Source organism: Actinomadura sp. KC06, from assembly GCF_004348735.1.
Classification (GTDB): Bacteria; Actinomycetota; Actinomycetes; order Streptosporangiales; family Streptosporangiaceae; genus Spirillospora.
In genome coordinates this window covers 1-22,285 of sequence record NZ_SMKT01000141.1, presented here as the reverse complement: position 1 = coordinate 22,285, position 22,285 = coordinate 1, and the positions used below count along the sequence as shown (strand labels likewise).

Here is a 22,285-nt window from a genome sequence, read left to right as displayed (position 1 = left end):
GACCGGCACAGGGGACAACGGCGCGGGGGAGGCCGGCGGGGGACGGGCCGCGTCGGCGGCGCGGGAGATCGCCGCCGCGCTCGCCGTCCTGGCCGTCTACCTGACGTTCACCCATGTCTTCACCGGCCCGCGTGAGGTCAGCGACGCGAACGGGCGGGCCCTGCTCGACTTCGAACGCTGGACGCACCTTGACGTGGAGCGCCCGCTCAACGACGTGCTCGTCCGGCACGAGTGGCTGGGCGCGATCGCCGCCTGGGAGTACGCGACGACGTACGCCATCGGCACGTTCGGTTTCCTCGCGTACCTGTGGTGGCGCAAGAGCCCGGTCTACCCGTGGGCACGCAACACGCTGATCTGGCTGACGCTGATCGCGATCTGCTGTTTCGCGCTGTGGCCGACCACACCGCCCAGGCTCCTGCCGGACGAGGGCTACACCGACATCATCGCCGTCCACCATCCGCCCGCGACCTGGGGGACCGGTGTGGTGTCCGCGGGCGCCAACCCGTACGCGGCGATCCCGAGCCTGCACATCGGGTGGGTCGCGTGGATCGGGGCGGCGGCCGTGCGGGCCCGGACCGGCGCCTTCTTCACCTGGCTGTGCGCCCTCCATCTGGTCGTGACGGCCCTGGTCATCGTGGCCACCGCCGCCCACTACGTCGTGGACATCCCGGCCGGGCTGCTGCTCATCCCGGCCGCGGCCGCCGCCGAACGGCTCCGCGTGAGCGCGGTGCGGCGGTTCCGTCCCCCGCACAGCGTCCCCGGCGGGCCGCCGCGTCCGCCCCGGCGGGAGCAGCGGGTGGCCGCCGCCGACGCGTTCTTCCTGCACGTCGAGAGCGAGAACGTTCCGCAGGTCGTCGGCGGGGTCGCCGTGTTCGCCGGGCCGGGCCCGCCGGCCGAGCGGATGCGCGACCTCATGGCCGAGCGCCTGCCGCACCTGCCGCGCCTCGCGCAGCGGATCGTTCCCGCCGGGCGGTTCCGGCGGGCCCGGTGGGTCGAGGCCGACGCGATCGACCTCGGCTGGCACGTCCGGCAGATCGACCTCCCCCGGCCGGGCGGGCGCCGCGCGCTCGACGACCTCGTCGCCCGCCTGGTGGCCGAGCCGCTCGACCACGACCGGCCGCTCTGGCGGTTCTGGCTCGTCCGGGGCGGGGACCGCGGGCCGGACGCCATCGTGATCCTCCTCCACCACGCCATCGCGGACGGGATCGGCGTGGTCGACATCCTGCGCGGCATCCTCGAACCCCGGCTTCCAGACGCGGAGCCGGCGAAGGGCCCCGGCGGGCTCGCGCGCGCCGCCGCCGTCGTCCCCGGCCTGGTCCTGCTCGGCCTGGACGGCGCCACCCCGACCGTGTCCGTCACCGGAGCCCTCGGTCCCGAGCGCGGATTCGAGACGGTGACCTTGCCGCTCGATCAGGTCAGGGAGACCGCGCGTGCGGCCGGCGTCCGGGTCACCGATGTGCTGCTCGCGCTGGTCGGCGAGGTCGTCGCCGACGTGCTGGCCCAGCGCGGTGAACGCGCGGACGGGCGGGCCCTGCGCGCCGCCGTCCCCATGACGCTGCGCGCCCCCGCCCCGCCCGGCCGGGGGCGGACCGCCGTGCCCGGCAACCTCACCGCCGCGCTGCGGCTGGACGTCCCCGTCGACCCGATGCCCGTCCGCGATCGGCTCGCGGCCGTGCACCGGTCGGCCGAGCGGCGCCGCAGGTCCGGGCGGGCGGTGGCGAGCACCGCCGTGCTCGCCCTGATCGGCGCGCTGCCGCCGCGCCTGCACGCCCGCGCCGCGTGCGGCGCCTACCGGGCCCGGTTCTTCGGCGGGATCGTCTCCAACATGCCGGGTCCCGCGATGCCGATGTCGATGGCGGGCGTCCCGCTCGGCGAGGTCCACCCGATCCTGCCGCTCGCGGACGGCGTCCCGTTCGCGGTCGGCGCGCTGAGCTGGAATGGAGCGTTGCACGTCGCGGTGACCGCCGAGCCGAGGCTCCTGCCCGAGGTGGCCGCGTTCACCGGCGGGATGGTCCAGGCGTTCGCGGAGCTGTCCGCCGCCGTCGCGGGGCGGGAGCGCGGCGCGGACGGCGGCGCTCGGGCCGGGACAGCGTGATGGAGTGGTCCGGTGAGATGGCGTGGTCGGTCGGGCTCAGCCTGCTCGCCGCGTTCCTGTTCGCCGGGGCCGCCGCGCTCCAGTACCGCGCGGCCAGGCGCGCCGTGCGCGGCGGTTCGGACGCCACCGCCGCGCACGGGCTGATCCGCCGGCTGATCCGCGACCCGGTGTGGCTGACCGGGTGGGGCGTGAACCTGGCCGGGTTCGCGACGCAGGCCGCCGCGCTGCATTTCGGGTCGACCGCGATCGTCCAGCCGCTGCTGGTCACCCAGCTCGTCTTCACCATCATGCTCGGCACGGTCGGCACGGGCCGCCGCCCGGCCCGGATGGACCTGCTCGGCGGCGTCGCCGTGTCGGCGGGCCTCGCCGTCCTGTTCACCGTGCCGGGCGCGATCCCGCCCGAGGGCGAGCCGTCCCGGCCCCGGCTGTTCCTCGCCGGGCTGATCGCCGCGCCGCTGATCATCGTGCTGTCCCGGGCGGCGTGGCTGCGCAAGGGACCGGTCCGGGCCGCGCTGCTCGGCGTCTGCGCCGGGCTCTGCTTCGCCGCGACCGCCGTGCTGATCAAGCTCACCACCGCCAGCCTCGTCGACCACGGCGTCGCCGCGACCGCCGTGGACTGGCCCGGCTACGCCCTCGCCGGCAGCACGCTGCTCGGGCTCGTCATCGAGCAGCGTGCGTTCGCCGCCGGTTCGCTGCCCGCGGCGATGACGGCGATGACGATGACGAACCCCATCGCGTCCTATCTTGTGGCCGTGCTCGCCTTCCACACCCTGCCGCCGCGGACGGCGTCGGCGTTCGTCGCCGTATCGTTCACCGCCATGCTCCTGACCGCGGGTGTCGCCCTGCTCTCCCGCTCCGCGGCCGCCGCACGGCGAGAGGCCGACGCTGCCGTTAAGGAGCCGATTTGATCAGCAGACGGGTGCTGCTCGGGGGAGTCGGCGGCCTCGGGGCCGCCACCGCGATGGGCGGCGGCGGGTACGCCCTCGTCCAGCGTGAGGTGCTCCCCGGCAAGGTGCGCCTCGACCGCGCGCTCGGCAGGTGCGGGGACGCGCCGGAGCCGCCGCCGGGGCCCGTCAGGATCGAGTTCATGACGTGGCGGTCCGCGCGCCGCCGGACCGCCGTCACCGCCGCCATCGTCCCGCCCGCGGACGGCCGCTCCCTGCGTGGGCTGCCTGTCGTTGTCGCCCTGCACGGCACCGGCCACACGGCGACGTCCCTCGTGGCGAGCCTCAACCTGCACCACCACCTCCCGGACGCGGTCGCGAACGGCGGCGTCCCGCCGTTCGCGCTCGTCGCCGTCGACGGCGGCAAGGACTCCTACTGGCATCCCCGCGCGGACGGCGACGACCCCGTCGGGATGATCACGGACGAGCTGCTGCCCCGCCTCGGAGACCGAGGCGCCCGCACCGACCGCGTCGGAGCGATCGGCTGGTCGATGGGCGGCTATGGCGCGCTCGTCCTGACCCGGAGGCTCGGCGCCGCGCGGACGGCGGCGGTCGTCGCGTCGTCCCCCGCCCTGTTCTCCTCCTACGAGGACGCGCGCTCCGCCAACCGGCGCGCGTTCGACGGCCGGGACGACTTCGCCCGCAACGACGTCTTCGCCTCGCTGGACGCGTTGAAGGGCGTCCCGCTCCGGGTCGACTGCGGCGACAGCGACCCGTTCGCACGCATGACGCGCCGGTTCCGCGACCGGGTCCGGCCGGAGGGCTCGATGGGCGGCGGGTGCCATGACGTGGCTTACTGGCAGCGCCTCCTGCGCCCGCAGCTCGCCTTCCTCGGGCACCGTCTCGCGGGCCGCCGATAAGTCCGAAATGTCGGTAGTACCAGGCATGATGTCGTCATGACCGAGACACCGGCCCGTACCGAGATCGGCGACCGGGCCGCCTACGCCGCCGCCGTGCAGGCCGCCGTCGCGGCCTCCGCCGCCTACTACGGCGAGGGCGACTCGCCGCTCGACGACGACGCCTTCGACCGGCTGGTCCGCGGCATCGCCGCCTACGAGGCCGGGCACCCCGAGCACGTGCTGCCGGAGTCGCCGACGGGCAAGGTCGCCGGGGGAGCGGTCGCCGGGGACGTCCCGCACACGGTCCCGATGCTGAGCCTCGACAACGTGTTCTCGGCCGAGGGCCTGGAGTCGTGGGCCGCCGGGCTCGTCCGCAGGCTCGGCCGCGAGGTCGCGACGTGGAGCGTGGAGCCGAAGCTGGACGGCCTGGCGATCTCGGCCCGCTACCGCGAGGGCCGCCTCGTCCAGCTGGTCACCAGAGGCGACGGGACCGCCGGGGAAGACGTCTCGGCCCGCGGCATAGCGATCATCACAGGCCTGCCGGAGCGGCTCGCCGAGCCGGTCACGGCGGAGGTGCGGGGCGAGGTGCTGATGACCCGCGCCCAGTTCGAGGCCGCCAACGCCGCCCGCACCGGCGCCGGGCACCCGCCGTTCGCCAACCCGCGCTCGGCCGCCGCCGGGTCGCTGCGGACCAAGTACCACGCCTACCAGGTGGAGACGACCTTCTTCGGGTACGGGATCCTGCCGCTGCCCGCCGACGCCGGTTTCGGTGCGGGCACAGCCCCTGAGCTGGCCGAACGGCTCCGCGAGCTGCCGCACAGCGCTCTGATGGCGCTGCTGGACGAGCTGGGCGTGAAGACGACCGCGGACACCCAGGTCGCCGGGACGACCTGCGCCACGATGGCGCAGGTCCGCGGGCGCGTCGAGGAGATCGCGGCGCTGCGGGCCGACCTCGACTTCGGCATCGACGGCATCGTGATCAAGGCGGACGCCGCCGCCGACCAGGCCGACGCCGGGCTCTCCTCCCGCGCGCCCCGCTGGGCCGTCGCCTACAAGCTGCCCGCCGTCGAGAAGATCACCCGGCTGCTGGACGTCGAGTGGAACGTCGGCCGCACCGGCGTGATCGCGCCGCGCGCCGTCCTGGAGCCCGTCGAGGTGGACGGCTCGACCGTCACCTACGCGACCCTCCACAACGCCGCCGACATCGAGCGGCGCGGCCTGCGGATCGGCGACCACGTCACCGTCTACAAGGCCGGCGACGTGATCCCCCGCGTGGAGGCCCCGGTCGTGCATCTGCGGACCGGCGAGGAGCGGCCGATCGAGGCGCCGTCCGCGTGCCCGCGCTGCGGCGACGGGATGGACGCGTCGCAGCAGCGGTGGCGGTGCGTCCGGGGGCGGGCGTGCCATGCGGTCGCGTCCGTCCGCTACGCCGTCGGGCGCGACCAGCTCGACATCGAGGGCCTCGGCGAGAACCGGATCGACCAGCTCGTCGACGCCGGACTGATCACCGACTTCGCGGACCTGTTCGTCCTGACCTACGACCAGGTCATCGCCCTGGAGCGGATGGGCGAGACGAACACGGCCGCGCTCATCGCCGCGATCGAGGCCGCGAAGGCAAAGCCGCTGAACAAGGTGTTCTGCGCGCTCGGCGTCCGCGGCACCGGACGGTCGATGTCCCGCCGCATCGCCCGGCACTTCGCGACCATGGACGCGATCCGCGCCGCCGATGCGGAGGCGTTCCAGCAGGTCGAGGGCGTCGGGCCGGAGCGGGCCGCGATCCTGGTCGAGGAGATCGCCGAGCTGGCCCCGCTGATCGACAAGCTCGCCGCCGCCGGCGTCACGCTGACCGAGCCGGGCGCCACCGGCCCCGCCGAGCCCGCGGGCGACGGCGCGTCCGGGCTGCCGCTGGCGGGCCTGTCGGTCGTCGCCACCGGATCGATGTCCGGGCCGCTCGACGGCCTGTCCCGCACACAGGTCAACGAGCTCATCGAGCGGGCCGGCGGGAAGGCGTCCTCGTCGGTGTCGGCCCGCACGTCCCTGCTCGTCGCCGGGGCGAAGGCCGGGTCGAAGAAGGCCAAGGCCGAGCGGCTCGGCGTCGAGATCGTCACCCCGGAGGAGTTCGCCGCCCGCGTCGCCGCCTTCCTGTGACGGCGCCGGTCACACGGCGCCGGTCACGCCGTCCGCCCCGGTCCGGCCCGTCCGGACGAGCCAGTTCAGCATCAGCATCACGTCGAGGCGGCCGTCGGGCTCGGTGAACCGGCCGCCGGTCAGCTCGGTGATGCGGCGCAGCCGGTACCGGACGGTCTGCTCGTGGATGTGGAGCCGCTCCGCCGCGACCACCGCGTTGTCGCCGCACCGCAGGTACGTCAGCAGCGTCTCGGCGAGCGGCTGCCGCCGCGCGGGCGGCAGCTCCAGCAGGGGCCCGAGGACGTCCGCCGCGGTCGCGTCGACCAGTTCCTCCGCGGCGAGGGTCGCCAGGGTCGCGATGTGGTCCACGCACCGGATCGGGGCGCCGCCGGGCAGCAGCCCCCGCTCGGCCAGCGCGAGCCCGCGCCGCGCCCAGCGCAGCGAGACGGCGCCCCGCCCGATCGGGACGGTCGGCCCGATCGCCGCCGTGCCGAGCCTGCGCAGCGCCGGCCACAGCCGGTCCTGGCCGGGGCCGTCCGGATCGGGCACCACGAGGAACGGGATGGGCGCGTCCCAGTCGGGCAGCACGGCGGGCGGCAGGATCCGCGCCCCGGCGGGCAGGCCGGACGGCAGCGCGACCAGGGCGATGCTCTTCGGCAGCTCCCAGCGGGCCGCGACCGCCAGCTCCGCGACCGCCTCCCGTCCGGGCGCGGGCTCGGCGATGAGCAGGTCCCGCAGCCGGTCGCGGCGGCGCTCACGCTCGGTCGCGAGCTGCCCCTGCTCGCGCGCGTAGCCCTGCGCGGCGGCGTCGGCGACCCTGGCGAGCAGCAGGAACAGCGAGTCGGTCAGCCGGCCCAGCGTCTCCCGCGACCAGCCGAGCCGGTAGGCGTCCTTGATGAACCGGCGGCACGCGACCTGGCTGCTCACCCGCATCGCGTTCTGGAGGGCGTCCAGGCTCCGGCCCTGCCTGGCCTCCTGTTCGCCGAGCCGCACGTACAGGTCGGTGAGCCGGCGCGGGTCGGCGTCGGGGTGGTCGACGGAGTCGACGAAGAACGCGACCGTATCGCTGACGGTCCGCTCCACCCGCCGGGCGTAGCCGCCGCCGGCGCCGTATTCGGGCACCTGGTCGCGGATCTCCCGCTCCATCTCGGCGACGGCGGCCCGCAGGTGCTGCCGCAGCACGGTCGGCAGCTCGGCGGGCATGGGCCCTTGCGTCATCCGGTGTTCCGTTCGGCGGGGTCGGGCTCGGGCGGATCCGCCTCACCTTAAACAGGAACGCGCACGCTGTCATTACCCGGGTCAGCGCGCGGGCCCGCGTCCGGGCGGGGGCGGCGGCGGGCCGTCAGGCGCCGTCCGAGCCGCTGGGCCGGGAGTTCGACGTAGCGGTACGCCACCGCCGCCGAGCCGAGGACGAGCGTGACCAGCACCACGCCCCAGATCAGCCGGATCGGGCCGGGAAGGTTGCCCGGGTCGCGTCCGGCGGCGTGCCAGATCGCCTGGATGACCAGCGGATGCAGCAGGTACAGCGAGTAGCTGACCATCCCCGCCCACACCAGCGCGCGGGGCATCGGACGGTTCCGCAGCGCGAGACCGCCGAGGAACGTCAGCCACGCCGCTCCGACCGCGATGGACCAGTCGGGCCCCAGCGGGGCCGGGTTGGCGTTCAGCGCGAGGGCGGTCGGCGTGCGCAGGCCGGCGACCAGCGTGAAGGCGGGGACGACCGCGACCATCGCGACCGCGGGCCAGGTGCGCAGCCGTCCGTCCTGGATGCCCCGGACGGCCGTCCCGGCGAACATCGTGGCGATGATGCACAGGCTCTCGATGGCGCCGATGCGGCTGTCGAGGACGAGCAGCCCCAGCGCCAGCGCCGCCACCACCGCGACCCCCGTCCGGCGCACCGCGCGGCGGCGGCCGACCATCGCCGCGAGCCCGACGGCCAGGAACAGCGCGGCGGCGAGGATCGTCCCGCCCGGCCACCGGGAGGCCAGCAGGCCCGACGGCAGCGCGACGCCCAGGATCGCCGCGCCCACGCCGAACCCCAGCGCGACCCGGGCGCTGGAGCGGTGCACCCCCGCGACGAACATCGCCGTCACCAGCAGGTAGAAGACCATCTCGTAGGAGAGCGTCCAGTACACGTTGACGGCGTTCGGCACGCCCAGGAGATCCTGCAGCATCGTCATGTGCGCGAGCGCGGACGCCCACGGACGCTCGCCCAACGCGGCCGGCAGCCCGTACGACATCCCCGCCGCGCCGAGCATCAGCGCGAGCACCAGCGACACGCACCAGGCGGGGTACAGCCGGAAGAACCGCCCGGCCCAGAACCGCCGGACGCTCCCGCGCCGCTCCAGCGAGAACGGCACGACGTACCCGCTGACCAGGAAGAACACGAACACCCCGTAGCGGCCGAAGTCGAACCACGGGCTCGCCGCGGCGCGGACCTCCGGCAGGAGCACGTCGAGGGAATGCTCGAACACCACCACCAGAGCCGCGAGGCCCCGCAGAGCGTCCAGCCAGTCCATCCGGCGCGCCTTATCCGGACGGGAGCCGATCTGCGTTTGAGGCGGAGTCAGGGTGTTCGTCGGCATTCGGGCCACCATAGGGGCGGCGCGCTCGCGTTCTCTAACCGGCGAATGACATTTCTCTTAACTCGGTGCACCGGCGGCTGACTGAGGGTGATGGCGGCGGAGGCCCGGAAGCACGGGTGGGAGCAGGGCCGCTGCGATCCGGAGACGGCATGCCGTACCCGCCTCCGGTGTGACCAACTCCACAGCGCGGCCCGGGTCAGCGCAGCCCGACGGCCCCGTACATGATCGGCTCGTGGCCGGGACGGAACGTCCCGCCGAGCGGCCCGGCGGCCAGCGGGACGAGCCCGGGGGAGACCGGCCGGAACGGGCCCAGCAGCCGCGCGACCTCGACCGCGCCGCGCGGGAACAGCGGGATGTCGCTCGCCTCCAGGTAGAGCCGCGCGGCCTCGGTGATCGCGAGCGGCGCGAAGTCGGCGGTGACGTGCGAGACGATCAGGGCGCTGCCGGGCGCGGCCGGGCCCGCGAGCGCGGCGGCGAGGTCGGCCGCGCCGGGCAGGAAGTGCAGGACGGAGGAGAACACCAGCGCGACCGGCTCGGCCGGGTCGATGAGGCGGCGCACCTCCGGGCTGTCCAGGATCGCGCCGGGGTCGCGGATGTCGGCCCGCAGCGCGGCGATGTTGCCGCCGTCCATCATCAGCGCGCGGGCGTGCGCGATGACGAGCGGGTCGTTGTCGACGTACACGATGCGGGTGCCGGGGATGTGCCGTGCCGCCAGCTCGTGCAGGTTCCCGGCCGTGGGCAGCCCGCAGCCGAGGTCGAGGAACTGCCGGACGCCGCGCCCCGCGACCAGCCGCACGGCGCGGGCGAGGAACTCGCGGGCGGCGCGGGCCGCCTCCGCCGCCTGCGGGAGCACCTCCAGGAGCCGCAGCGCGAGTTCGCGGTCGGGGGCGTAGTTGTCCTTGCCGCCGAGGAGGTAGTCCTGGACGCGAGCGGGGCCCGGCCTGTGCAGGGCGAGCCGCGTCTCCGGCGCCCGTGTGCCGACCGTCGTCATTCGCTTCACCTGTCGCTTTCACGAAGAGGAGCGCGGGGGCGTGGCTCTTCCTCGACGGTAGGCGGCGAAGGTCGCCGGAAGGTTGAGACCGCCTGCGGACCGCCCGGAGGACGCCCGCCGCGTGGCCGCATCGGGCCAGCCGCGTTTGGCGGCGTCCACGGGGTCCCGGCGGCGCCGGGGAGGATGATCAGGAACGCGGCGGGCGAGCGGAAGGTCGCCGAGCGCGCATCCGCCGTGGTGCTCCGCCGTCCAAATGGCCGCTTCCGGCCATGACAGGACCTTAACCGCCCTGCCGAATCCCTGTCGGGGCCGTTCAGGATCCGGGCGTCCGCCACATGAGCCAGATTGGCGGGGCGCCCTTGCCCGGCAGGGGCAGCTCCCGCGTCACCTTGAACCCGAACCGCTCGTAGTACGGCACGTTGCTCTCTTTCGAGCTCTCCAGGTAGGCGGGCACGCCGTCGGCGTCGCAACGGTCGAGCCGGGAGCGCAGCAGCGCGGCGCCCAGGCCGTTGCCCTGCGCGGGCGGGTCGGTGCCGAGGACGGCCAGGTACCAGTGCGGCTCCTGGGGATGGTGGTTCTCGATCGCGCTCAGCGCGCGCAGCGACGCGGGCGTCCGCGCGCCGAGGACCCGCAGCAGCGGCAGCGCCTGGGCGGCCTGCACGCGGAGGGGGACGCGCCAGTGCCCGGGCGGGTCCCACAGCGCCGCCGCCTCCGTCCGCGCGTCCCGTCCCGCGAGCTCCGTGCCGCCGTGCGGGAGGTGCACCCGGCGCAGCATGATCCCGAACAGCCCGGACAGGCGGCGCACGCGGGACGCCTCGTCCGGCAGCAGCCACGACCAGACCGGGTCGTCGTCGAAGGCGCGCCCGAGGACCGCCGCGATCTCCGCGACGTCGGGCGCCGCGGCCTCGCGGACGGCGGGCGGCGACGGCTCGGGCGTGCCCGTCATGGGCGCTGGTGTGTCATGGGCGCGGCCTCCAGGGGGACGCGCTGATCTTCACCGGGCGCGCACGCTCACGTCCCTGAAGCACCGGCGCCCGCGGCGCGCGCGGCGCTCTTCGCGGGCCCGGCCGATCTCCTCCAGGACGAGGGCGGCCCCGATGCCGAGCAGCCAGGAGTCCTTGGCCAGCGCAGTGCCCTGCTGGGTCGGGCGCAGCCCGCCGGGCTCCCGCATGCCGGGTATCCGCAGGTACAGGCCGTTCAGCCCGCCCGCGAACGCGGTGAGCGCCGCGCCCGCGACGATCGACGGCACCAGCGGCACCATCAGCGCGGTGCCGAGCGCCACCTCGGCGGTGCCGAGCATGCGGGTGAACTCCCGCGGATCCCGCGACTCCAGGAACGGGTAGGCGGTCTTCGCCATGCCGTGGGTCTGCTCGGCCGCCTCGTCCAGGCCCTTGAGCTTCGACAGCCCCGAGTTCACGACGAACGCCCCCACGATCAGCCGGGCGGGCATCTGGTGAGCACGAGCCAGAAAACGCATCGTTCCCCATTGATGTCGGGTGATATCGGGCGCAGGGATCCATTCCCGCCGTCCGCCCGCTACACCTGGAGCCGGGTCAAGTCTCGGCATCCGGGTAGCGTGGGCGGACGTGACCACCCGACCGGACGGATCGCCCGGCCCCGAATGGGCCCCCGAACGCGAGGTCACCGCGGACCTGGCCGCCGCGCTCATCGGACGCAGGTTCCCCGGCCTGCGCGACGCCCGGGTGGAGCGGCTCGCGACCGGCTGGGACAACACGGTCTTCCTCGTCGGCGGGGAGTGGGTGTTCCGGTTCCCGCGCCGCGCGATCGCCGTCCCGGGCATCGAGCGGGAGATGGCGGCGCTGCCCGTCCTCGCGCCGCGGCTCCCGCTGCCGGTACCCGTGCCACGCTTCGCCGGCGAGCCCTCGGACGACTTCCCGTGGCCGTTCTGGGGCGCGCGGATGATCCTGGGCCGCGAGTTCGCCGACGTCCGCCCGCCGGAGCGCGAGCGAGCCGCCCTCGCCGCCGGGATCGGGGCCTTCCTGCGGGCCCTGCACGACCCGGCGCTCGTCCGCGAGGCCGGGAACGGGCTGCCGCTCGACCCGCTGGGACGCGCCGACCCGGCGAACCGGGCGGCAAGGACGACGGGCCGCCTGGACGCGCTCGCCGAGCTCGGCGTATGGAAGCGCGACCCGGCCGTGGACGAGTTCCTCGCCGGGGCCCGGAGGCGCGGCGTCCCGGACGGCGATCCGGTGATCGTCCACGGGGACCTGCACGTCCGCCACCTGCTGCTCGCTCCGGACGGCCGCATCGCCGGGGTGATCGACTGGGGCGACGTCTGCCTGGCCGACCCGGCCGTCGACCTGTCGCTCGCCTACGCCGGGTTCGGCGGCGCCGCGCGGGCCGCGTTCCTGGCCGGGTACGGACCCGTGCCGCCCGACCGGGAGGCGGCGGCGCGGACGCTCGCGCTGAACCTGAGCGCGACGCTCGCCGAGTACGCCGCGTCGACGAGCCGCGAGGCGCTGCTCGCCGAGTCCCTCGCCGGGATCGCCCGCGCGATCGCCCCGTAGCGCCGGGCGTTCAGTGCCGCATGTAGACGCGGACGGCGGTGCCGTCCGGGCCGGTGTGCATCCGGACGAGATCGGCGAGGTGGTTGACCATCAGGATGCCGCGCCCGCCGTCGGGGCTCATGTCGGCGGGCCGCCGCCCGGCCAGCGGGTCGGTGATCGTCCCGGCGTCCCGGACCTCGCACACGACCTGGCCGTCCTCCGACCACAGCCGCGCGGTGCCCGCCCCGCCGCCGTGCAGGCACGAGTTCGCGGCCAGCTCGTTCGCGGCCAGCTCCAGGTCGCCCACCGCCCGCGGCCCGAGGCCGAGCCGCGCCGCCCAGCGGGTGACGAACTCCCGGACGAGGGGCAGCGCGTCGAGGTCGAAGCTCATCGCGACCGCCCCGGACGGCTCAGGCAGCGGCCGGTTGTAGGCGCTGATGACGCGGTCGGGGGCGTAGTCGCCGCTCACGTGCTCGCCGTGCCGGTCGATCACGACGGGGTGGGTGGCGCGGGCGTCGGCGATCGCGACGTCGTCCAGGCCGCTCACGTCGTAGGGGCACAGGATCGACACGCCGCGCCCCTCGAACGCCAGGTTGATCAGCGCCTCGTGCTGGGCGCAGGCCGGATACTCGGTGGCGGACCGGCCGGGCCATATCGGCTCGCCGATGATCCGCACCCGCCCGGCGGCGGCGTGCCGGTCGGCGAAGTCGCTCAGCACGCCCGGGATGATGCGGCCGGGGTTGCGGCCCGCCTCGGACATGTCCAGCCAGGTCACCTCGGCGGCCGTCCGGCCCAGCGCCTCCCGCAGCGTGCCCAGACGGCCGCCCGGCACCGCGACGGCCACGGGTTCACCCCTCTCGCGGCCGGCCCGGATGAACGGCACCGTGCCCGCGAGGTACTCCTCGTCGTCGCGGTAGAAGAGGGCAGGATGGACGAACGCGTCGCGCCGCGGCGTGCCCGGCCCCCCGGGCCTGGGTCTCATCGCGCCGTCTTTTCGGTCGGGGCGGGTGGCTTATGCACGTGCATCGGGTTCGAGGGTACGCGTAGGGGAGCGGCTCCTGCGAGACGGCCTGCGCGTCGCGTCCCCCGGGTCGGACGGCCGCCCCGGCCGCCTCGGCCGAGCTATGGTCACCACGACGATTACCCGCTGATGACCGCCGAAAAACGGGTGAAGTCCGTAAATTCGCTTTTTGAACGCCGAAAGCGCTTCCCCGGCCGTCGAATCGCTCCCCGCGGGGCTCAGCGGTCGCGCAGGATCGCGGCGTCCACCACGTCGGTCAGCCTGCCGCGCCGCCGGTAGGCGCCGCGCTGGCGCTCCGCGCCCGTCCCGCCGGTGAGCAGGCGGCGGACGCCGCGGGCGACGGGCCCGAGGTCCCCGCTGTCGCGCAGCGCGGGCAGGACGTGCGCGAGCAGGTCGCCCGCCAGCTCCCGGAACCCGGCGGGGCGGCCCGTGCGCACGTCCACGCCCTTCCCCGCGAGGCCGTCCCGCGCGGCCAGCCAGTACGCGGCGCGCAGCAGCTCCTGCGGCGGGTCGGGCGCCCGCTCGCCCGCGTCCACCGCGGCTGACGAGACCTGCACCAGCGCCCGGATCAGCGCCGCGAACACGACCGCGTCGGCGGCGGTCGGCGCGACGTCGGCGAGCCGGATCTCCAAGGTCGGCAGCCGCGCCGAGGGCCGCACGTCCCAGAAGATCGTGCCGGTGTCCATCAGCGCGCCGCAGCCGAGCAGCGTCGCGACGACGTCCTCGTAGTGGGCGGACGACTCGAAGAACGGCGGCGGGCCCGCGACCGGCCACCGCGCCCACGCCATCACCCGCCAGCAGGCGTGGCCGGTGTCGCGCCCGGCCCAGTACGGCGAGTTCGCCGCCAGCGCCAGCAGCGTCGGCAGCCACGGCCGCAGATGGTTGCTGACCTGGACGGCGTGCTCCCGGTCGGGCATCTCGACGTGGACGTGGCACGAGCAGATGCTCTGCTCGTCGTCCAGCCCCCGGTAGACCGCGCGGCTCTCGGCGTAGCGGGCGCCCGCGCCGATCGGGGCGGGGAACAGCTCGCCGAGCACCGGCGTCCCGGTCGCGGCGAGCCGGACGCCCTCGGCCGCCGCCGCGGCCGCCATCGCCGCCCGCATCGCGCGGATCTGCCCGTCGAGCTTGTCGAGGTCGTCGCACGGGGGCGTCTTGGCCTCGGCGAGGAAGTCGACCAGCTCCGTGGAGGCACGCTCGCCCAGCGCCGCCGACGCCCGCCGCACGACGGCGGCGGCACGCGGGACGACCTCCCGGGATACGGGATCGACGACGAAGTACTCTTCCTCGATTCCGAATCGCAGCGGCATCCCACCACCTCGGGCTCGGGAGCGACGCAGGAGGCTGCTTCCCCTTGACCGTACGTGGCCATCGTCCGGTTCGCACCTGCCGGACGGGCGCTAAAGGGCCGTGCGGGCTGTCCTTGACGCTCCGTTGACCGGTGTGGCCCCGCCTCGCGGCAGGGCTACTGGCGGGGTTCGTCGACGACGACGTCGGTCATGATGTCGACGGCCAGCGCGATGATCCCGCCGATCACCGTCACCGCGGCGCCCGCCCCGAACACGATCCAGTCGGGTCCCATGACGAGGCCCACGCCGCCGACGACGAAACCGACGAAGATGATGGTCACCGCGACCCAGGACTTCGGGCGCCCGGCGTGGCTGCCAGTCGACATGCGTTGGTCTTCCTCTGCGGGATCCGTAGGGGCTTCGACGCCCGAACTCTAGCAACGCCCCTCGCCACAAGGCGTTCCGGGGTCAGCCGAACGCGCCGCCGTCAGCCGAGCGTGCCGGGGTCAGACGAACGCGCCGTGGCCCGTCGCGGCGCGTCCGACGATCAGGGTGTTGATCTCCCGGGTGCCCTCGTAGGAGTAGAGCGCCTCGGCGTCGGCCACGAACCGTCCGATGTCGTAGTCGAGGACGATCCCGTTGCCCGCCATCAGCTCCCGCGCCCAGCCGACGACCTCCCGCATCCGGGTGGTGCAGTACGCCTTGGCCAGCGCCGAGTGCTCGTCGCGGTACAGGCCGTCGTCCTGGAGCTGGGCGAGCCGCACCACCATGCCGAGCGACGCGGTCGTGTTGCCGAGCATCCTGACCAGCAGGTCCTGGACGAGCTGGAACCTGGCGATCGGCCGTCCGAACTGCTCGCGCTCCACCGCGTAGTCGCGGGCGATCTCGTAGGCGGCGAGCATGACCCCGACGGCCTGCCAGGCGACGCCGCTGCGCGTCCGGCGCAGGATGGCGGCGGTGTCCTTGAACGTGTCCGCCCCGGCGAGCCGGTCGGCCTCGGGGACACGGCAGTCGGTGAGCGTTATGTCGGCGTTCTGCACGGTCCGCAGCGCGATCTTGTTCTCGATGCGGGTGGCGGTGAACCCCGGCGTGCCCTTCGCGACGACGAATCCCTTCACCTGGTCGTCGGCCTCGTCCCTGGCCCAGACGACGGTGTGGTCGGCGAACGTCGCGTTCCCGATCCAGCGTTTGGCGCCGTTCAGGACCCATTCGCCGCCGTCGCGGCGCGCGGTGGTGCGCAGCCCGAGCGCGACGTCCGACCCGCCCTCGGGCTCGGTGAGCGCGAACGCGCCGATCTTCTCCATCCGTCCCATCGCGGGCAGCCAGCGCTCGCGCTGCTCCGGCGAGCCGCACCGGCCGATGCTGCCCATCGCCAGCCCGGCGTGGACCCCGAAGAAGGTGGCCATGGACGGGTCCACCCGCGCCATGTCCATCGCCAGGAACCCGGTGAGAAGGCTGCTCGGCTTCTCGCCCGGGCACTCGTCGTGGGCGAGCCCGGCGATGCCGAGCGCCCCGTACTCCGGGATCAGGTCGAACGGGAACTCGGCCCGCGCCCAGCAGTCGTTCGCGATCGGCGCGACCTTCGACTCCAGGAAGTCCCGCACCCGCCCGACGATCTCCTTCTCGCGCTCGTCGAGGAGCTCTTGCATGTGGTAGAGGTCGCCGGGGAGCGCGTCCAGTGTCATGGCCTGCTCCTTCCCGGCCGCCGGAGCGCTAACCGGGACGCGCCGCGCGGCGGGTCCCGGGCGGCTTCCGGTCGGCGGGACCCGCATTAGAGGCGCGTTCGGCCGCTCGCCTACGATCCAGGGCATGACGGTGCCGCCTGACGAAATCGAACTGGCTGCCGCCTTCTCCCCAGCCGAACGCGACCGGTGGCGGGAGATGGTGAAGGGGGTGCTGCGCAAGTCCGGCGCGGCGGCGGAGGGCACCCCGCTCGACGAGATCGAGGATCTGCTGACCCGCGAGTCGTACGACGGCGTGCCGATCGCCGCGCTCTACACCCGCGACGACGCGCCGCCCGGACGTCCCGGGCTCGCCCCCTACGTCCGCGAGGTGCGGCCCGATGGCGAAGGCATCGCGGGCTGGGACGTCCGGCAGCTCCACGCGCATCCCGATCCCGCGGTCACCCGCGAGGCGATCCTCGCCGACCTGGAGAACGGAGCCACGTCCGTCTGGCTGCGGCTCGGCGACGGGGGCCTCCCGGTCGCGGGTCTGGGGGAGGCGCTGCGCGGCGTCCTGCTCGACCTCGCGCCCGTCGCGCTCGACGCGGGAACGGCGACCTCCGACGCCGCCGACGCGTTCCTCTCCCTCGTCGCCGAACGGGGGGACGCGGCGGACGCGTCCGGCACCCTCGGCGCCGACCCGCTCGGGCTCGCCGCCCGCACCGGGACGCCCGGCTCCCTGGAGGACGCCGCCGCGCTGGCCGTCCGGTGCGCCCGCGAGTTCCCGAAGCTGCGCGCCGTCGTCGCGGACGGGACGCCGTACCACGACGCGGGCGGCTCCGACGCCGAGGAGCTGGGCGCGGCGGTCGCCGCGGGAGTCGCCTACCTGCGCGCTCTCACCGGGGCCGGGCTGAGCGTGGACGAGGCGTTCGGGCAGATCGAGTTCCGCCTCGCCGTCAACGCCGACCAGTTCGCCTCGATCGCCAAGCTCCGCGCCGCCCGCCGCCTGTGGGCGCGGGTCGCCGAGGTCAGCGGGGCCTCTGACGGGACGGCCGCGCGGATCCACGCGGTGACGTCGTCGGCGATGATGACGCGGCGCGACCCGTGGGTGAACATGCTCCGCACCACCCTCGCCGCGTTCGCGGCCGGAGTCGGCGGCGCGGACGCGGTCACCGTCCAGCCGTTCGACGCTCGCCTCGGCCTCCCCGACGGGTTCGCCCGCCGCATCGCCCGCAACACCCAGACGCTGCTGCTGGAGGAGTCGAGCCTCGCGCGCGTCGTCGACCCGGCCGGCGGGTCCTGGTACGCCGAGAGCCTCACCGAGGGCATCGCCCGCGCCGCCTGGACCTGGTTCACCGAGATCGAGAAGGCGGGCGGGCTCGCCGCCGCCCTCGACTCGGGCCTCGTCGCCGACCGGATCGCCGCGACATGGGCCCGGCGCCGCGAGGACATCGCCCGCCGCAAAGCCCCGCTCACCGGCGTCAGCGAGTTCCCCGACCTCGCCGAGCCCCTCCCCGAGCGCGCCCCGGCGCCCCGCCCGCCCGGCGGCGGGCTCCCCGTCGTCACGTACGCGCAGGACTTCGAGGCGCTCCGCGACCGCTCCGACGCTCACGCCGAGGCGACCGGCGCGCGGCCGCGGGTGTTCCTCGCCACGCTCGGGCCCGTCGCCGTCCACACGGCGCGGGCGTCGTTCGCCGCCAACCTGTTCCAGGCGGGCGGGATCGAGACGGTCAGCGGCCCGCCCGAGGAGTTCGAGGCGTCCGGGACGTCCGTCGCCTGCCTCTGCTCCAGCGACAAGATGTACGAAGAGCAGGCCGCCGAAGCGGCGCGGGTTCTTCGTCAAGCGGGCGCAATGAAGGTCTGGCTCGCGGGTAAGGGAACCTATGAGGGCGTGGACGCCGGCGTGTACGCGGGATGCGACGCGATCGGGGTCCTGGAGACCGCCCTCCGCGATCTGGGAGTGAACGAATGATCCCCGACTTCAGCGAGATCGAGCTCGGGACGGCGCCCCCCGCCGACGAGGCCGCCAAGCGGTGGCGCGCCGCCGTCGCGGACGCCACCGGCCAGGACCCCGACGCCCAGACCTGGGACACGCCCGAGGGCATAGGCGTCCGGCCCCTCTACACCGGCGACGACCTCGCGGGGCTCGACTTCCTCGACACCTACCCGGGCATCGCGCCGTTCCTGCGCGGCCCGTACCCGGCGATGTACGCGACGCAGCCGTGGACGATCCGGCAGTACGCCGGCTTCTCCACCGCCGAGGAGTCCAACGCGTTCTACCGCCGCAACCTCGCGGCCGGGCAGAAGGGCCTGTCGGTCGCGTTCGACCTCGCCACCCACCGCGGCTACGACTCCGACCACCCGCGCGTCTCCGGCGACGTCGGCATGGCGGGCGTCGCGATCGACTCGATCTACGACATGCGGCAGCTCTTCGACGGCATCCCGCTGGACAAGATGAGCGTGTCGATGACCATGAACGGCGCCGTCCTGCCCGTCCTGGCGCTCTACATCGCCGCCGCCGGCGAGCAGGGGGTGGAGCCGGAGGCGCTCGCCGGGACGATCCAGAACGACATCCTCAAAGAGTTCATGGTCCGCAACACCTACATCTACCCGCCGCAGCCGTCCATGCGGATCATCTCCGACATCTTCGCGTTCACCTCGCGGCGGATGCCGAAGTACAACTCCATCTCGATCTCCGGCTACCACATCCAGGAGGCCGGGGCGACCGCCGACCTGGAGCTCGCCTACACCCTCGCCGACGGCGTCGAGTACATCCGCGCCGGGCGCGAGGCGGGCCTGGACATCGACGCGTTCGCGCCCCGCCTGTCGTTCTTCTGGGCGATCGGGATGAACTTCTTCATGGAGGTCGCCAAGCTCCGCGCGGCCCGCCTCCTCTGGGCGAAGCTCGTGAAGGGATTCGACCCGCAGAACCCGAAGTCGCTGTCGTTGCGGACGCACTCGCAGACGTCCGGCTGGTCCCTCACCGCGCAGGACGTCTACAACAACGTCGCCCGCACCTGCATCGAGGCCATGGCCGCCACGCAGGGCCACACGCAGTCGCTGCACACCAACGCGCTGGACGAGGCCCTCGCCCTCCCGACCGACTTCTCCGCGCGGATCGCCCGCAACACGCAGCTCGTCCTGCAGCAGGAGTCCGGGACGACCCGCACCATCGACCCGTGGGGCGGCAGCGCCTACGTCGAGCGGCTCACCTACGACCTCGCCCGCCGCGCCTGGGGCCACATCACCGAGGTCGAGCAGGCCGGCGGCATGGCGAAGGCGATCGACGAGGGCCTGCCGAAGCTGCGCATCGAGGAGGCCGCCGCCCGCACGCAGGCCCGCATCGACTCCGGCAGGCAGCCCGTCATCGGCGTCAACAAGTACCGTCCGGACAGCGAGCAGGAGATCGACGTCCTCAAGGTCGACAACGCGTCCGTCCGCGCGCAGCAGATCGACAAGCTGCGGCGGCTGCGGGAGGACCGCGACGAGCCCGCGACGCTGGCCGCGCTGGACGCCCTGACCCGCGCCGCCGCGGCCGCCGAGAACGGAACCCGCGAGCCCGGCCTGGAGCGCAACCTCCTGGCCCTCGCCATCGACGCCGCCCGCGCCAAGGCCACCGTCGGCGAGATCTCCGACGCGCTGGAGAAGGCCTACGGGCGGCACGCCGCGCAGATCCGTACCATCTCCGGTGTGTACCGGGAGGAAGCGGGCCAGGTGACCGCCATCGAGAACGCGCGCGCGGCGACCGCCGCGTTCGAGGACGCCGAGGGCCGCCGCCCCCGCATCCTCGTCGCCAAGATGGGCCAGGACGGCCACGACCGCGGCCAGAAGGTGATCGCGACCGGCTTCGCCGACCTCGGCTTCGACGTCGACGTGGGCCCGCTGTTCCAGACCCCGGCGGAGGTCGCGCGGCAGGCGGTGGAGGCCGACGTGCACATCGTCGGCGTCAACTCGCTCGCCGCCGGGCACCTCACGCTGGTGCCCGCCCTGCGCGCCGAGCTGGCCGCGCTCGGCCGCGACGACATCATGATCGTCGTCGGCGGGGTCATCCCGCCCGGGGACTTCGACGAGCTGCGCGCCGCCGGCGCCGCCGCGATCTTCGGGCCCGGCACCGTCCTCGCGGACGCGGCGGCCGGCCTGCTGGACGAGCTGACCGCGAGGCTCGGCCACGGAGAGCAGTGAAAGCCGGCCTGGACGACTACGCGGCCGGGGTGCGGGACGGGTCGCGGGCATGGATCGCGCGGGCGATCACGCTCGTCGAGTCGACCCGTCCGGACCACCGCGACCTCGCGCAGAAGCTGCTGGTCGAGCTGACCCCGCACACCGGCGACGCCCGCCGCGTCGGGATCACCGGCGTGCCAGGCGTCGGGAAGTCCACGTTCATCGACGCGCTCGGCACCCGGCTGACCGGTGCCGGGCACAGGGTCGCGGTCCTCGCCGTCGACCCGTCCTCGACCCGGACGGGCGGCAGCATCCTCGGCGACAAGACCCGCATGCAGCGCCTCGCCGCCGACCCGGACGCGTTCATCCGTCCGTCGCCCACGGCCGGGACGCTCGGCGGCGTCGCCAAGGCCACCCGCGAGGCGATGGTCGTCATGGAGGCCGCCGGGTACGACGTCGTCCTCGTCGAGACGGTCGGCGTCGGGCAGTCCGAGACGACCGTCGCCGAGATGGTCGACACGTTCCTGTTCCTCACCCTCGCCCGCACCGGCGACCAGCTCCAGGGGATCAAGAAGGGCGTTCTGGAGCTGGCCGACGTGATCGCGGTCAACAAGGCCGACGGCGAGCACCAGCTGGAGGCCAAGCGCGCCGCCCGCGAGCTGTCCGGCGCGCTGCGGTTGCTGCGCAGCGACGAGCGCGTCCGGGACACGCCCGTCCTGACCTGCAGCGCCAAGGAGGGCACCGGGCTGGACGCGGTGTGGGGCAAGCTCACCGAGCACCACGACCGGCTCCGCGAGACCGGCGAGCTGGAGGCCCGGCGCCGCCGCCAGCGGGTGGGCTGGACGTGGGCGATGGTCCGCGAGCGGCTGCTCGGGGAGTTGCACGCGCACCCGGATGTGCGCAGCCTCGCGCCCCTGCTGGAGAAGGAGGTCGCGGACGGCTCCCTCACCCCCGCCCTGGCCGCCGAGCGGATCTTGGAGGCGTTCTCGCGGGGCCGCTGACCCTCGTTCCCGGCGTCCGAAACCCCCGCGTTGCCCCGGGCCGCCGGTCGCGCGGCGCGCCGATCAGGTACAACAGTCGGATGGACGTCATCGCGCTCGATGATCCGACGGAGGCGCAGATCCGGGAGTGGCACGAGGTGCTCAGCGCCGTCCACGCCGCCGACCCCGCCGGGGACCCGGCCCCCGACCCGGAGCAGACCGCGCTGCGGCTGCTCGGCGCCGAGCCCGGATCGCGGCAGCGGCGGTGGGGGGCGGCCGGCGGCGGCCGGCTGGCCGGGGTGGCCGCGCTCCGGCTGCCGGGCGAGCCCGGCGCGGGTCGTCCCGCCGAGATCGACATCCAGGTGCGGCCCGAGCTGCGCCGCCGCGGGCTCGGCGGGCGGCTCCTCGCCGCCGCGGCCGAGGGGCTGCGCGCCGACGGCCGCACCAGCGTGATCGCGCAGGTCCTCGCGGGCACGCCCGCCGTCCCGTTCCTGGAGCGGCACGGCTTCGAGTGCGTCCTGACCCTGCGCGGCATGCTGCTGCGGCTCGACGACGTCCCGCCGGAGCGGGTGGCGCGGCTGCTGGCCGCCGCGCCCGCCGGGTACCGGCTCGTCCGCTGGCGGGGCGTCGTGCCGGACGAGCACGCCACCGCCCTCGCCCGCGCCAAGCACGCCATGGCCGACTTCGCCGAGTACGAGGGCGGCACGCCCTGGGACGCCCACCGCGTCCGCGAGACGGAGGAGGTCGTCGCCAAGCGCGGCGACGACCTCTACACCGTCGCCGCGCTGTCGGGCGACGTCGTCGCCGGGTTCACCGAGGTCGTCGTGCCGCACGGCGACGCCCGCCGCGCCGCCCAGTACGACACGGCCGTCGTGCCCGAGCACCGCGGCCGGCGGATCGGCATCTGGGTCAAGGCGGCGATGCTCCGGTGGCTGGCCGAGGCCCGCCCCGAGGTCCGCGAGATCGAGACCGACAACGCCGGCGACAACGCCCACATGCTCGCCGTCAACGAGGAACTCGGCTTCCGCATGGAGCGCGAGTCCATGGAATACCAGGCCCCCGTCGACGCCCTCCCCGGCCCGCTGAGC

18 protein-coding genes are annotated in these 22,285 nt (G+C 74.7%); 9 read left to right on the top strand and 9 right to left on the bottom strand.

From position 1 onward, the window contains the following. The 4 genes from E1287_RS32670 to ligA all read left to right on the top strand — a co-directional run. On the top strand, positions 1-2,095 hold a 2,095-nt coding region (locus E1287_RS32670), incomplete at its 5' end, for a phosphatase PAP2 family protein (protein ID WP_131969134.1). Beyond that, positions 2,095-3,003: a DMT family transporter gene (locus E1287_RS32665; RefSeq protein WP_131969133.1), complete on the top strand. Its 909-nt coding sequence runs from the start codon at positions 2,095-2,097 to the stop codon at positions 3,001-3,003. The genes E1287_RS32670 and E1287_RS32665, both read left to right, overlap by 1 nt. Further along, positions 3,000-3,899, top strand: coding sequence for an alpha/beta hydrolase-fold protein (locus E1287_RS32660; RefSeq protein ID WP_131969132.1), 900 nt, complete (start codon positions 3,000-3,002; stop codon positions 3,897-3,899). The genes E1287_RS32665 and E1287_RS32660 overlap by 4 nt, the downstream gene beginning before the upstream one ends. A gap of 36 nt (positions 3,900-3,935) precedes the next feature. Further along, a complete protein-coding gene (gene ligA, locus E1287_RS32655; protein ID WP_131969131.1) occupies positions 3,936-6,026 on the top strand; it encodes an NAD-dependent DNA ligase LigA in 2,091 nt (696 codons plus the stop codon). Positions 6,027-6,035: 9 nt separating this feature from the next. On the opposite strand, the gene E1287_RS32650 is transcribed toward ligA, so the two are convergent. The 5 genes from E1287_RS32650 to E1287_RS32630 all read right to left on the bottom strand — a co-directional run bounded on the left by E1287_RS32650 (position 6,036) and on the right by E1287_RS32630 (position 11,031). After that, positions 6,036-7,223: a helix-turn-helix domain-containing protein gene (locus E1287_RS32650; protein WP_131969130.1), complete on the bottom strand. Its 1,188-nt coding sequence runs from the start codon at positions 7,221-7,223 to the stop codon at positions 6,036-6,038. Between the two features lie 47 nt (positions 7,224-7,270). Then, a complete protein-coding gene (locus E1287_RS32645) occupies positions 7,271-8,590 on the bottom strand; it encodes an acyltransferase (protein ID WP_165969305.1) in 1,320 nt (439 codons plus the stop codon). 196 nt (positions 8,591-8,786) lie between these two features. Beyond that, on the bottom strand, positions 8,787-9,581 hold the full coding sequence (locus E1287_RS32640) for an SAM-dependent methyltransferase (protein ID WP_131969128.1): 795 nt from the start codon (positions 9,579-9,581) through the stop codon (positions 8,787-8,789). A gap of 313 nt (positions 9,582-9,894) precedes the next feature. Beyond that, the gene (locus E1287_RS32635; protein WP_131969127.1) at positions 9,895-10,527 is read right to left on the bottom strand and encodes a GNAT family N-acetyltransferase; all 633 of its coding nucleotides are present in this window, start codon (positions 10,525-10,527) and stop codon (positions 9,895-9,897) included. Positions 10,528-10,575: 48 nt separating this feature from the next. Continuing rightward, complete coding sequence (locus E1287_RS32630) at positions 10,576-11,031, bottom strand: hypothetical protein (RefSeq protein WP_347813999.1); 456 nt, start codon at positions 11,029-11,031, stop codon at positions 10,576-10,578. Positions 11,032-11,167: 136 nt separating this feature from the next. On the opposite strand from E1287_RS32630, the gene E1287_RS32625 reads away from it, so the two are divergent. Further along, on the top strand, positions 11,168-12,109 hold the full coding sequence (locus tag E1287_RS32625) for a phosphotransferase (RefSeq protein WP_131969125.1): 942 nt from the start codon (positions 11,168-11,170) through the stop codon (positions 12,107-12,109). Between the two features lie 10 nt (positions 12,110-12,119). On the opposite strand, the gene E1287_RS32620 is transcribed toward E1287_RS32625, so the two are convergent. The 4 genes from E1287_RS32620 to E1287_RS32605 form a co-directional block, all read right to left on the bottom strand. Then, a complete protein-coding gene (locus tag E1287_RS32620; protein ID WP_131969124.1) occupies positions 12,120-13,070 on the bottom strand; it encodes a sensor histidine kinase in 951 nt (316 codons plus the stop codon). Positions 13,071-13,327: 257 nt separating this feature from the next. Beyond that, a complete protein-coding gene (locus tag E1287_RS32615; protein ID WP_131969123.1) occupies positions 13,328-14,416 on the bottom strand; it encodes a glutamate--cysteine ligase in 1,089 nt (362 codons plus the stop codon). 155 nt (positions 14,417-14,571) lie between these two features. Next, positions 14,572-14,781 (bottom strand): HGxxPAAW family protein, encoded by a 210-nt coding sequence (locus tag E1287_RS32610; protein ID WP_131969122.1) that lies wholly within the window; start codon positions 14,779-14,781, stop codon positions 14,572-14,574. Positions 14,782-14,901: 120 nt separating this feature from the next. Continuing rightward, entirely contained in the window at positions 14,902-16,080 is a 1,179-nt protein-coding gene (locus tag E1287_RS32605; RefSeq protein WP_131969121.1) for an acyl-CoA dehydrogenase family protein, read from the bottom strand. A 124-nt stretch (positions 16,081-16,204) separates the two neighbouring features. On the opposite strand from E1287_RS32605, the gene E1287_RS32600 reads away from it, so the two are divergent. From E1287_RS32600 to E1287_RS32585, 4 genes are all read left to right on the top strand, one after another. Beyond that, entirely contained in the window at positions 16,205-18,028 is a 1,824-nt protein-coding gene (locus E1287_RS32600) for a methylmalonyl-CoA mutase subunit beta (protein WP_131969120.1), read from the top strand. Then, a complete protein-coding gene (scpA, locus tag E1287_RS32595; protein WP_131969119.1) occupies positions 18,025-20,238 on the top strand; it encodes a methylmalonyl-CoA mutase in 2,214 nt (737 codons plus the stop codon). The genes E1287_RS32600 and scpA overlap by 4 nt, the downstream gene beginning before the upstream one ends. Further along, a complete protein-coding gene (gene meaB / locus E1287_RS32590; RefSeq protein ID WP_131969118.1) occupies positions 20,235-21,218 on the top strand; it encodes a methylmalonyl Co-A mutase-associated GTPase MeaB in 984 nt (327 codons plus the stop codon). Before scpA ends, meaB begins: the two co-directional genes overlap by 4 nt. A gap of 80 nt (positions 21,219-21,298) precedes the next feature. Continuing rightward, positions 21,299-22,285 (top strand): GNAT family N-acetyltransferase (locus tag E1287_RS32585; RefSeq protein ID WP_131969117.1); only part of this gene is annotated, 987 nt, incomplete at its 3' end.